Origin of the sequence: Azospirillum brasilense (assembly GCF_003349955.1) — a bacterium.
GTDB classification, from domain to species: Bacteria; Pseudomonadota; Alphaproteobacteria; order Azospirillales; family Azospirillaceae; genus Azospirillum; species Azospirillum brasilense_B.
The window spans coordinates 1-13,372 of the sequence record NZ_QLKQ01000033.1; the positions used below are offsets into that span (position 1 = coordinate 1).

Sequence of the window (13,372 nt, forward strand, 5' to 3'; positions counted from 1 at the left end):
GCGACCAGAGAGAATCACGACCGGCAGGCCGGGCATAGCCTTTTTCCGCGGCCTGCTAACGCCTTAGGCACCGACCATTAGAGACAAGGGTGTAGGTCATGCCTGATCTGTAATAATATTATCAAATATAGAGCCCTGTCGACTTTCCCATCCCTCACGGCAGAGAAAGCTTGGTGCCGAGTCGGGCACGTAGACGTTGCCAAACTTGCCCTCACCTTTTCCAGTATTCGTGTACCACGACTGTTGCGAAGACCAAGATACAATTTTTCCATTGGAAAGGAGGGGGCAGACATCTCCATCGCCTAATGGTAAGCTAAGAAGTAGTGCTGTAATCATCAAACCTGAAAAAGCGTTCCCCTCCGATGATCCAGTCAAAGGTGAAATAATCTCCTTAGGAAGGATGTAGGGGTCTTCCACAATCCGCATGTAGGCATCCGCCAATTCGGTAGATGGCGGCATTGCCATCAAAGAGTTTTGAAAGAACAAATTATCCCAAAAGATGAAAGCATACTTAAAATCTTTCATTACAACATCTCGTGCAAAATTATTTGAAAATTTTGCACCCATATCTGCATATATTCCTCCAAATTCCTTTAGAATTTTCATCCGAAGGACATCTGCAGCAAAAGGGTATTTCCTGTCACGGATAAACACATTCAATAAGTCAGTCCATCTTCCGGTTGGTATCTCGTCAAATATATGCTTTATAGCGATCGGTTGCCCTGCAGAACGTATAGCTGACAAAGTAGAAGGCAAAAGCTTCTCATCTTGGATCCAGAGCGTAAACTTCCATTCTGGATCGTCGGCAGACTTTGCAAGATCAATATAGCTATCGATATAATTACTCGGAGGTTCACATGGTGCCTGCAAATTGGTAAGCCAAACCCTATGAAGAATTTTCGGTATTTTGGTCTTGGACGATGCAAGCGACCTTGGATCATGTTTATTGTATAGCTTCGCCTCCGCCTGCTCTACGAATGAGTGAAAACGCGATATTGTTTGACTAGCTGTCATGCCCTTGAATTTAAAGAATTTTTCCATAAAAGGGTGAACTTGGGTAAGACTGTTGGATATCCGGCGTTTCAATGTATTAAAGTCAGCAAGGATAGAGCCAATCGATGCCATTCTGTGCATGCCCACAGCCAAACCTGCATCATCGGCTTGTTCATATGCTTGCGCAAAGATCGCATAGTGCCAATGATTACCGCCAGGGCCTCCTGATACTGGGACAAGTGCTTCGGCTTTCCTCCACTCACGGCTGTCCAGTAGCATTCGCATCAGTTCCTTACGGAACGTTGGGTGGCCATAATTGTCTAGATAGTTGGGATAATACTCCATTCCTTGTGTAAACAGTACCTCCGCCTGCATTTTATCACCTGAATCGCGGAGACGAATCGCTTCCGCACGCAACGCAGCAGCCTCATCACACTGATTGCCGACAAGAGCCATCCTCTCAAAGAAAGCTTCGGCTTCGCCATTAGCCGGATTACCGGCCGACACGCGCGACCACCACCGCGTAGCTTCGGCGATATCGCCAGCCTCTGCATAAGCACGCGCGAACAGGATGGTGTGCCAATGATCGCCTCCTGGTCCGCTTGGCGCGGGGATCAGAGCTTCAGCTCGGCTCCACTCCCGCCGGCCGAGCAGTGTGCGGATCAGCTCCTTGCGGAACGTCGGATGGCCGTACTGGTCGAGGTGGTCCGGAAAGCGCTGCATGCCCAACCGCAACGCCTCTTCGGCACCACTTATGTTACCATGGTTGAGGCGACCTAAAGCGTCCTTCAACAGGTCTGGCGCGGATAGTCCCGTCAGGGGCTTCAAACCTAAGGCTTCAGGCAGAAAAGCGGCCACCTGCTCGAACCATTGCGCTGCCGCTGCCTCATCCCCCGCTTCCCGGCAAGCGCGCGCGAACAGGATGGTGTGCCAATGATCGCCTCCTGGTCCGCTTGGCGCGGGGATCAGAGCTTCAGCTCGGCTCCACTCCCGCCGGCCGAGCAGTGTGCGGATCAGCTCCTTGCGGAACGTCGGATGGCCGTACTGGTCGAGGTGGTCCGGAAAGCGCTGCATGCCAACCCCGAAGGCCACCTCGGCTCCGGCCATATCCCCTCGGTCACGCCGAACAAATGCTTCGGCCCGGAGAGAATCGGCATCGGCAATCTCCATGTTGATGGCAAAATCATCCATCTTCACATTCCCATTACTGCATCACTACAAGAAATAATGCTAGACTGCCAGAAGCCATACATTTCGAATTTAAATTAGCATTTTACAAATACTATGTTCGCTCGCCTAAGCGCTAAGCGCTCATCAAATTCTTTTATTTGCTCATAGATACCAAAAAATTGAAACCCAAGAGGCTGAATAAAATCAACAAAATCAACAAAATGTACGTGCTTTTTATTCTGCCTATTCATGCCAACCTCTACTTCAACAAATTTAATTTTTCCTTTTTGCAGCATGCTCTTAAAGCCAATGAGAACGTCCATATCACTGCCTTCAGTATCCACTTTCAGATAATCAATTTCTTCGATACCGTTATCAAGGCAATACGAATCACCTGTCGTAACCATAACCTCATCTGTCGGAACGCTTGGGTCCGATTGGGCGACAAACTGGTTCTCGGTAGATAGTGGCCAGGCAGTAACCAATTGGCTCTCGGCGACATTTTTGCCGAGCGCCAGACGTTCCACGACAATACCTTGTCGGTGTGCCAAGCGTTTGCTCAATTCTGCATGTGTCGCTCGCACCGGCTCAAAAGAAAAAATCCGAGCATGAGGAAAAGCGACTGAAAAGTCAAGGGAAATGTTTCCTACATTGGCTCCAATATCAAATATAACTCTTACATTTATATTTGGATTTGCATTCAGTATATCCCTGATAACATTATTACCACGGACAAGATACTTCCCACCTTCAGCAATCCGCTTGGATTGCAAAGTTCTTAGGGCATCGATAACTTCGCTAGAGTCCGGTTGATGGTCTTTCACAATTCTCCACCAATACTCGGCAGACGCCAGTTCGCCTATATGAGAGTAGGCGCGAGCGAATAGAATGGCGTGCCAGTATCTTTCTCTAGGACCATCAATCTCAGAAATCAGTGCCGTCGCCTCTTCCCACCTCCGGCTTTGCAAGTACAGCCGCATCAGTTCCTTGCGAAACGTGGGATGCCCATACTGGTCGCGTTGGTCAGGAAAGCGCTCAAGACCGGTGCGCAGGACAACCTCGGCCCCCGCGAGATCCCCCTGATCGCGTCGGAGGAGTCCCTCAGCCCGCAAACCCTCTGCCGTCTCGGCCCCAGTTGCGAGCGTCGAGGGCGCGCGATCCGGGTTCACAGAGGGACGCGGCAGGTTGAGAGAATCCTGGATCGCGGCGTGACCGTCTTCAAGAAATGCCTGCAAAGCCTTTTCCTCCTCAAAACCCGCAAACCGGATCGTACCATCCTGCATCAACTCAAGATGACCTTTCGGGACATCGGCAAAGGCAACAACTGGTTGATTGCGCTCTTTCAGCAGTACTTCGATCTCATCGACGCAACGCACAACCGTCGGATCGCCACCCTTGAAACGGTCGCGGGCTACGATATCCTCATAGGACTCGTCCTTCCGGGCGAACCCTCGAGCCGCCAGCTTGTTCCGATTGGTCCGCAGACGCTGCTCCGCCGACAATTTCGTCAAGTGCAACAGGAACAGATCGGTTCCGACCTTGACCTTGAAGCAATCCACCGGAAATTGGGAGTTATGGATGTTGATCCCGGCGCCCATGAAGGAGGAGGGGACGATCGGTTTGCCCCATTTCAGGTTTTCACGGAGCCATTTCTGGTCGGTTCCCACCGAAAAGATTCGGTCACTGCTCTGGGCGTTGTGAATCCAGGTCGTCGGTATCGCCGATGTCGGCGATATGGATTGGACATACTCGACGATGCTGGAGTCCGCGTGCCAGCGGCTTCCATCAAAACGGACCAGCATTTCATCAGTATCAAGAAACAAAACATAATCGCCTGATTTCCCCAATCCTTCATACAGGGCATTGAAACAGGATCGATCATGAATCTTATTATGAAAACCTTCAAATTGAAAAACTAAAATATCAGACTTATAGCGATCATAAACATCAAGAACAGTCTCGTCCGTCGACCCATTATCAGCAATAATAATATTTTCAGGGCCAACGATATCAATATGATGAGAAAGCCAACGTTCGAGCAAAACTGGATCGTCAAGTGTCTTCAATACAATTTTCATAGTTCCGGTATATCGCCCAATGCGATCCAGAATTTCACCGCTATCGCGCTTCCAAGAAAGCATGAGCACTCCAAAGATAAATAAATATGGGGAAACGTCCTTCGAAATTTGAACGTTTAACTTGCTCGCTTACGGTCGTAGACACGGGAGCGGGCCGCATCACCACCGCTCGCCTTCCTCCAAATCCCATCAACCTCGAACAGCACGGTGGCTGTCTCGAAGACATGGGGCCAGTTGTAGGGGGCCGGGGCAAGCCGGTTCTGCGTTTTGTGCGCTCTGATCCCCTTGAAATACCGGGTCAGCACGATTTCCGACTCAATCGCCGCCCGATCCGACAACTCACGGAACGAATTGCCGCCATGGAGCCGGTAGCCGTAGAGCACCTGGTCGACGAAGACAGGTTCGGTCCAGCGCAGGGACTGGAGCATGAAATCCCAGTCGTGGCAGTATTTCAGGGAAATAAATCCACCGACTTGGTCGAACAGTGAGCGCTCGAAGAACAGATTGCCTGTGGAGATCGACGGCTGGTAGCGCAGAAAAGAGAAGCCAAGGGTCGGCAGGTTTGCGCGGGCACGATGCGGAACGGTGGTCGGTATCGCCGCCGCGTCCTCGTCAAAGGCCACCTGATCCGTCAGGTCGATGCACTGAACGGCGGAAAAGGCCAGCCGAGCCCCAGAGCCCTGCAACGCCTTCAGAAGGCTCGTCAGGCGTCCGGGGTAGTACAGATCGTCGGAATTGACGAGCGAGATGCACTGGCCCTGGGCCATGGAAATGCCGCGGTTGATGGTGTCGTGGGCACCCAGGTTCCTGGGGTTCCGCTCACAAACGACACGCTGGAACCGCGACCGGACACCGTCCTGGTCAAGAAACCGCTGCGCCACGGCCAAGGTGTCATCCTTCGAGCAGTCGTCGAGCAGGATGAGCTCAACCGGGCCATGGTCCTGCTCGGCAATGGAGGCCAGACAACGGGCGATGAAGTCCTGATGACCATAAGCAGGAACGACCACGCTGATCAGGGGCGCGTTCATGTCCAGACCCCCTTATTCCAGAGCCAGTTCCACAGGCGCGTATCCGCAAAGGATGTAGTGCCCATTCGAGAACTCCACACCAATCCGGTAGCGGCCCGGGGGAACGGATTTCACATTGACTGAGATGTCAAACCCGGACCAGAGCCCTTCCCCGGCGGAAAGGCCCAGATGGTGCATAACATCTTCACGTTCGGTACGGTAGTAGACGGGAACATACCAGACCTCGTCCGGCCGCGACATGCTGGTCAGTGTCAGATAAGTCAGGGTGTTCTGCGCGAGATAGAAATCCTTGGATGCGCTCCATCCCTTGATCAGAAGCCATTCGTCCCGGCGATGCACGGCGAAAGCGTTCGCCTGGAACGCGCCCAGCCGCTCCACGGACATCCTGGCGCTCGGCACTCTGGGACGCTCGATGAACTCCACCGGCTTCACACGCGTCGGAACCGATTGCCCCCACATGATCTGGGTGCTGCTCAGCCGATCGGCGAGATAGCTGGTGGATTGCTCATAGGCTTCAAAGCGACTGCGAAGCTGGGCGAGGAGCGTCGGCAAATCGTCGCGCGCGACTTCGCCTTTCAGTTCCGTCTTGGCCAGAACCTGACGCCAGTCCGACGTGTCGCTCAGCGCCCTGCGTGTCGCCTCGAGATATGCCCGCCCATGGCGCCGGCTGGGTTCGAGATGAGCGCCCTCGGCCCATTCGTTCCAGGCGTTGACGAACACGTAGCGCTCGCCGGGAGCACGGGACTTCCGCGTTTCCTCAACAACGCTTTGCAGCCAGATCTCATAGAGTTCCGGGGTCGCGTTCAGGAAGACGTTGCCGGCCTTGCCCCGTCGCGCCGTGTTGTCCCACGAGGGCATGACGGTCCTGAAGCGCTTGTAACCCGGTCTGCCATGATGAAGGTCGTTCTGGACGACGAGGCGATAGTCGTAAATGTTCCCGGTATAGTCCTCGGGGAGGCCGTCGATCTGGTCATTGACGAGCGGCGAAATGCTTTTGTGAGGCGGGAACTCCACCGCGCTGTCGCAGCCGAACTGCTGGGGGCCGTGCAGCCCGAACGTCTCGGCCATGCAGATGTGCGGCGGTTCGATTCCCCGTTGGACGCAGACCTCCCGCCAATGATCGAAAAGGCGGGCAGGCTCGCTCATCAGGCTGACGCGATAGATGATGAGGAGAGGACGCCCTCCGACCCGAATGTAGCGGGGGTCCTCGAACATGGGGATGAGATCGTCAATCAGGGTGGCATCGATTTCGAAACGATGCTCCTGCGAGATGAGAAGCTCCTTCTCGGAGCCGTCCCACCGCCGCGACCAGCTCTCGTTGGCCCAACAGACGCAGAAAGGAAAGTCCGGAGTGCCACTCTCCAACATGTCGTTGAGCGGCCTTTCCAGGATCCGGCGGCCCGAGAACCAGTAGTAATAATAGCAGAACCCGTAGACGCCGTAATCGCGCGCGAGCTCAGCCTGCTTTTCACGAACCTCGGCAAGGCGAAGGTCGTAAAATCCAAGATCCGCCGGCAATCTCGGTTGCTCATGCCCGGGAAACAGCGGCATCGCCTTGCTGACGTTGGTCCATTCAGTGAAGCCCGGACCCCACCACGCGTCGTTCTCGGGCGTGGGATGATATTGCGGAAGGTAGAAAGCGATCAGCCGGACGTCCTCGCTGTCAGCGGCCTCGGCCGCCGGTGTGGTCAGGGACGACGTGTAGTGCTTGATCAGCTCCTGGCGCTCAACCATGGGGTTGGCAGGCGCCCGCTTCACGGCCACGTCTTCTTCCGGAGCTTTTGAGTTGTCCTTCAGGAGATCGAACAGCGCGGCGTTGGTAAGCTGGAACCGATCCTCAAAAATCATCGGCAGCAACACCGCCTTGCCAGACAGAGCAACCGTTATCGCCGCCGGCGCGTCCGGGGCGGCTGCAACGCTGCTTGCCAGCGAGGCTTGATCTTTATCATTCAAAAAACAAGACGAAAAAGAAATGTTGAACCCCGGCATACAGGGGAATCCAGCGGCTCCCTGCACATCGAGCCGGGGCTCCTTGGCAAAGCCTTTGCCAATGTGAATTCCAAAAAATTGCACATTCAGGACGACCGGGCTCTGCGCGGCCTCGCTATCAATACACCATCCAATGATGTGATTTTTGTCAACGGCTTCCACAGCGCCACAGACGGGAGAACGCCCCCCAATATCCGAAACATTACTGGAGCAAATTATTGAATTTTCTTGGGAAATGCAATTTGCAACGGAATTATCATTCTGATCAAACCCTGAATACACAAGATTATCAAAAATATCCGAGCGGCTCTCATCATCCGATTTGGCATTATGAAGTTCGTTATTCATTTGTGTCGTACTCCGCTGGATCCCGTATGTGCGAATATTTGCCGAATCGGATCTTACTTCGAAAGCCTTATCCCGAAGGGATCGGCAGGTTATACCCTGAGGTCGCGCACCCTCACAAGCCCAGGATGTCGGATATACACAAAGTTGTCTCGATCCTGCGGCCGCTTCCGTCAGCGCATTCGGGAACTCAACCAGCGACGCGCAATTTTATTTCAAATGATCCGACGCTTTGGTACGCTTGCTCGGCTTGGCTCGGCAACAAACGGAACTTCAGCAATGTTTTTACAGGCGGTGTGAGCGTCCTTCGTCTCGAGCCCCAACATGAATGCGGGCCGCCCGTCTCCGGCACCGAAGGCGTGGATAAACCGACACCACGCCCTCCCGCAACCAAAGGTCGGCGTTGCACGCCGACTTATAGATCACGCCGATTTGCTGTTGACGCACACTATGGTAAACGCCCCTCACCAGCTTGTCACGGGGAGGTAGGAAATCGCAGCTTGCTGCCAACCACACCCAGCAAAGCAGAAAGCGCCGCTTCCGGCGTGATCGGAGACACGACAAAGCCGTTCGACCAGGAACGCAACCGCTCAGCCGGAGCCCCGATGTCGAAGACCCCGACTGGCAACCCCATCCCGACCACTTCATCCAGAACGTAGCAGTAGGTCTCCGGCCAAATCGAAGGCAGGAAAATCACGTGACAGCCCCGATCGGCGAGCAGCTGGCCCAACCGCTTCGGCTCGTAACGGCCGTTGTCATGCAGATGCGGAGAATTGATCGGCTGGTCGATGCTGCCGAACAGCTCGAACTGCATCGGCAGCCGGTGCTGTTCGGCCAAACGCACCATGGCGTTCAGGACCTTGGCCCCCTTGGCGACATTGATCCCACCCACAATGGCCACACGGGCGACCGGGCTCGACGCAGGCGGCGGCAGAGGAGCTACGGTCACGTGGTCGGCCAAATGCGGGATGACCTGCACCCGATCGTCACGCAGAGCGAAGGCCTGCCGCATCGTGGCAAGCGCGCTTTTCGAGAAAAAGACGTGGCGATCGGCAAGATCGCAGAAGCTCTGCCAGTCCCGGCGGTAGGCGGCCATGTCGAAGTCTGTGCGGTTCCCCGGCCATCGAAAGTAACGGTTGGCCGACGCGCAAGCCCGGCATTTCTCCAGCGCCGGAACGCCGCAGAAGCGATCCTCCGTGTTGATCAGGTTGAGCGAAGGGCAAACCGGGAAATAGTCGTGGTGCAACAGGCGCAACGACACGCCTCTCTCCACCCGCAACATACGGATGAAGGCCATCACGGCCGCGAAGTCGTCGTAACCGACCAGGGAATTGATCACGACCTCCGCCAGCGGCAGCATGGAAATAAGGGCGCCGAGATCCTTCAGGTCATTCGCTGGGAAACGGAACGTGGCCTCGCGGTGCAACAGTTCGATGTCCATCGCACCGTCCGGCATGCCCAGCGCAGGCCGATCGACCGGCCGCACGAGAAGGACCGTCTGGTTCCGGGCGTGCAGACGGGCCACCTCCTTGGCGCGGAAGGCTGCAGCTCCACCATGGCCGGCGTGGTCGAACAGCAGCACCGTCCGCGTGCGCCCCTGCCCGTTCTGGTCTGCCAGGATGCGGACCGCGGCGGCGGCGCGCACAGGGCGCAGCGGGTCCGCCCGGATGAAGTCCTGCACCTCTGCGTCGAACTCCGGATAGCGCTGTCGGATGGTCGTGCCGGATGCCTCGATCTGGACCTTCTTCTCCTCGCTGGAGAAGCTGCCTCCATGCCGATGGTGGACGTAGAGGTTGGGCACCACGACGTTGGTGAAGCCGTACCGCATGGCGCGGCGGCACCAGTCCACCTCCTCGCCATAACCGCGACCGAAGGCCGCCAAGTCGAAGAAGCCGATTTCCCGCAGCACCCGACGGTTCAGCCCCATGCAGAAACCGACGCCGGTCGGCGCTTCCACAGGAGGCAGATCCGCCAAGCCCCGGAAGCCCGCATCGATCTCCGCAACCGGCACGCCGAGGAAGGGCTCGTTATCCTCGGGCATGCCGGGAAAGCCACAGATGGTGCCGGCGTTGGTGAAAGGAGTGGTGCTGGCTATGGAGGGCGTTCGCTCGATCGGTCCGATCAGCCGCTCCAGCCAGCCGGGCGGCACTTCCACGTCGGTGTTCAGCAGGACGACATGGCCATCAGGATTCAGGCGTGTCGCGATCTCCACCCCATCGATGACCGCCTTCAGGTACCCTTCGTTGCGCGTCTTGGCCAAGACGGTCACATGATCGAGCGACGTGCCGAGCGCCACCAGGAAGGCCGTGATGCTGCGGTCGGGGTTGCCGTCGTCGACGAAGATAATCCGGTGCCGGGACTCCACCGTGTCGATCAACGTGTGCACCAGCGGGGTCAGGAAATGCTTACCCCCATAGACAGGCACGACGATGGAGACGGGAGCGGCGAGCGGCGGATGGATGCCCGGCTCCTGCCGGGACAGGGCAAGCGCGGTCTCCGCCCGCGTCAGCGCCGTCGGCAGGGCGGTGGCGTAGCTCAGTCCACGTTCGGTCAGGAAGCGGTAGTCCACCGTCGCCGACGCGCGCGCGCAGATGAGCTTCCAACTGCGCAGCGACAAGCCCTCGCGCAGCATCAACGGGATGAGGCACTTCTCCTTTCCGGCGGTCAGCCGCAGGGCCACCGTCGCGCTGCCGAGCGGCAACGCTGCGATCACGGCGAAGCCCGAATGCTCCGCCATGGCAAACCCGAAGGCGAGTTCGACATCGTGGCGCTCAATCCCCCGCCGGACATGGATGGCAGGGGAACAGTTCCCGTTGTCGATTACGACATCGAAGCAGCAGAGTCCGTGCTGACGATGGAAGGCCCAGCCCTCGATCCGAAGTTCGGCGCCGACCTCTACGCGCTCAATGTAGTATTCAAAGGTATCGCGTATCATCGTCGTCCCATGCCTTCCCGTGCCCAAATTCAATCGACGAAGATACGATCCCGGTCGTGCGGAGAAAGGATCAGATCGGTGTCCCAGGGCATGACACCGCGAACCGGACCGCTCTGCGCGCAGCGAATCTCGGTGTAGTCGAGACCGCGCAGCGTCGCGATGAACCAGAAGAATGTGTCGGGCATGCCCGCAGGGGTCAGGTTGACGACACGCGCGCCGGGCGGGGCGAAAACGATGTTGGTCATCGCCGCCCCCATCACGCCGACGATCCGCGACGCTCCCTTGAAGAGGGCGATCTGCTCCGGCAGGCCGAGCAACCCCGGTTCGACCACCCTATAGCCGCATGTTTCCGCGTGGGCGGCGAGGATATCCTCGTCCACGACACGGCGGCTGCCCATGGAGCGACGGGTGACGAACAACCGCTCCGCGCCCGCGGAGGCCACACACCTCACCAGGGCATCGGCGCCGCCCAGGACCAGCGGTGACATGTAACCGCCATGCTCGGTCAGACCGTCCACCACCAGCAGATCAGCAAAGCACCGCGGCGTGTCGTCTGCGACGATCGTTCGGGCAAGGTCAATTCCAAGCATGGACAACGAGGAGGCCATGGAGTCATTCAAACGTTCCGGCACACTCGCGACGAGGAAGCGCAAGCCGAGATCCGGCAGATGGCTTTGGGCGAGATGCGCCTTGGGAAGCATCTCCATCAGCCAATGCCCGTAATTGCCGATGCCGCGCTTCTTGCACAGCAGGACAGGGCCATCCTGATCGGGCCCATGCCGCTCCCCATTCGGCTCCATGGCCGCCAGGACGGCCGCGTGGGCCTGGTCGATCTCCGCCTCGGAATGCTGGGTGATGGTTTCGCGATAAAGATTGCCATCGCGATCGAAAACCAACCCTTCCTTGGCGACCCACACGTCGCTGAGGCGCGCCACCCGCACCGCCCGTTCAGGAAAGCGTGGCGTGTTCCACGCCCATTCCATCGCCTGAAGTATAGGCTCGGGAATCAGATCCTTGTTGACGACCCGGGGATAGCTGGCATCAAAGCCGGGCGAGTTCAGGGTCAGGATGACTGCGTCGTCGGACAGGCTGATCGGAATCGGACGCATGTGCAAAGTCTTGTCATGACGGAATGACAGGTCTATGGCATCCTTTCGTTAAAAAATCGATGAAAATATTATTTAAAAAGGGAAACACAGCACCGTCCAACGCCTGTCACACCTTGCATTCTACGGACGGCCATAATGGTCGTCGACGCGAACGATGTCGTCCTCGCCCAGATAGGCGCCGGACTGCACCTCGATCAGATTCAGCGGCACCTTGCCCGGATTTTCCAAACGGTGCAGCGTGCCCAGCGGAATGTAGACGGACTCGTTCTCGCGCAGGAGAAGCTGCTCCTCCCCCCGGGTGACAAGGGCCGTGCCATTCACCACGACCCAGTGCTCGGCGCGGTGATAATGCTTCTGCAACGACAGCCGGGCACCGGGCGCCACGGTCAGCCGCTTCACCTGGAAGCGGTCGCCGGCGTGCAGCGATTGGTAATAACCCCAGGGCCGGTGAACGCGGCGGTGCTGGCGCGGTTCGTCGCGACCCTGGGCCTTCAGATGCTCAACCAGCGGCTTGATGTCCTGCGCCCGGTCCTTCGCGGCGACCAGGACAGCATCCTCGGTGGCGACAACCACGGCGTCCTCCATGCCGAGCAGGGCGACAAGTGCACCGTCCTCGCTGCGGACGTAACAGCCGCGGCTGTCCCAGGCAATCGCGTCGCCGTGGCACACGTTCCCGCTCTCGTCCTTGGCGCCGATATCCCACAGCGCCGACCAAGCGCCAACGTCGGTCCAGCCGATGGCGCAGGGCACCACGGCGGCCGCGCCGGTGCGCTCCATCACGGCGTGGTCGATGGAGATGGACGGAGCCGTGGCGAAGGCCTCCTCCTCCAGCCTGAAGAAGTCGAGATCGGCGCGCCCCGCGGCGAGCGCGGTGCGGCAGGCGGCAAGCACGGCCGGCTCCCAGCGCTCCAGTTCCTCCAGGTACCGGCGCGCGGGCAGCAGGAACATGCCGCTGTTCCAGAAGACGTCCCGCTCGGCCAAGTACCGCTCGGCCTCCGCCTGTGGCGGTTTCTCGACGAAGGCAGCGACACGGTAGGCATCCTTATGCCCGTCCAGGGGAGAGCCCCGGCGGATGTAGCCGTAGCCGGTCTCCGGCGCGGTCGGCACGATGCCGAAGGTGACGAGCCGGCCGGCGTCCGCCACTCGGGCGGCGACGCCCACCGCCTCCAGGAAAGCGGCCTGATCCCGGATGACATGGTCGGCCGGCAGCAGCAGGAGCCGTCCGTCAGGGTCCTGCTCCGCGACGATCAGAGCCGCGATGGCGGCAGCGGCGGCGGTGTTCCGGCCAACCGGCTCCAGCACGATCCGCACCGCGCCCGGCGCCCGGCTCTGTCCGCGCTCCTGCTCGACCTGACGCATCTGCTCGGCGATGACAAAGCGGTGCTCCTGGTTGCAGACGACCAGCGGCGGTGCGAAGAGCGCCGGGTCGGCAACCCGCAGGGCGGTTTCCTGCAGCATGGAGCGCTCCGAGCACAGCGGCAGGAACTGCTTGGGATACTGTTCCCGCGACATCGGCCAGAGCCTGACCCCGGAGCCGCCGGAGAGGATGACGGGGAAGATACGGGCGTGATGCGAAATGTTGGTCATGATCGCCGATCGTGTGCGTCGCAAGGGACCACCGCCAGGCGTGCCGTGCGGCGGCAACCCATTGTGACTACGGGAGGTGTCTGATTCCTGTCAACTTGGCCAAAGTGGGTCCTCCTTTCAGCGCACCACTTGGCGTCG

At 58.2% G+C, this 13,372-nt stretch carries 7 protein-coding genes; all 7 read right to left on the reverse strand.

Annotated elements, in window-relative coordinates:
- Nucleotides 1-96 precede the first annotated feature (96 nt).
- Nucleotides 97-2,184 carry a glycosyltransferase gene (locus DXK32_RS15865; RefSeq protein WP_114859395.1) on the reverse strand — a complete coding sequence of 696 codons (2,088 nt, stop codon included), beginning with the start codon at nucleotides 2,182-2,184 and terminating at the stop codon, nucleotides 97-99.
- Nucleotides 2,185-2,258: 74 nt separating this feature from the next.
- A complete protein-coding gene (locus DXK32_RS15870; RefSeq protein ID WP_114859396.1) occupies nucleotides 2,259-4,304 on the reverse strand; it encodes an FkbM family methyltransferase in 2,046 nt (681 codons plus the stop codon).
- A 53-nt stretch (nucleotides 4,305-4,357) separates the two neighbouring features.
- Complete coding sequence (locus DXK32_RS15875; RefSeq protein WP_114859397.1) at nucleotides 4,358-5,269, reverse strand: glycosyltransferase family 2 protein; 912 nt, start codon at nucleotides 5,267-5,269, stop codon at nucleotides 4,358-4,360.
- A gap of 12 nt (nucleotides 5,270-5,281) precedes the next feature.
- Nucleotides 5,282-7,606, reverse strand: a complete 2,325-nt coding sequence (locus DXK32_RS15880) for a glycosyltransferase WbsX family protein (protein ID WP_205215728.1) — start codon at nucleotides 7,604-7,606, stop codon at nucleotides 5,282-5,284.
- 472 nt (nucleotides 7,607-8,078) lie between these two features.
- The gene (locus tag DXK32_RS15885) at nucleotides 8,079-10,538 is read right to left on the reverse strand and encodes a glycosyltransferase (RefSeq protein WP_114859398.1); all 2,460 of its coding nucleotides are present in this window, start codon (nucleotides 10,536-10,538) and stop codon (nucleotides 8,079-8,081) included.
- Nucleotides 10,539-10,567: 29 nt separating this feature from the next.
- A complete protein-coding gene (locus DXK32_RS15890) occupies nucleotides 10,568-11,647 on the reverse strand; it encodes a glycosyltransferase family 61 protein (RefSeq protein WP_114859399.1) in 1,080 nt (359 codons plus the stop codon).
- A gap of 120 nt (nucleotides 11,648-11,767) precedes the next feature.
- Nucleotides 11,768-13,234 (reverse strand): mannose-1-phosphate guanylyltransferase/mannose-6-phosphate isomerase, encoded by a 1,467-nt coding sequence (locus DXK32_RS15895; protein WP_114859400.1) that lies wholly within the window; start codon nucleotides 13,232-13,234, stop codon nucleotides 11,768-11,770.
- Between the last annotated feature and the right edge of the window lie 138 nt (nucleotides 13,235-13,372).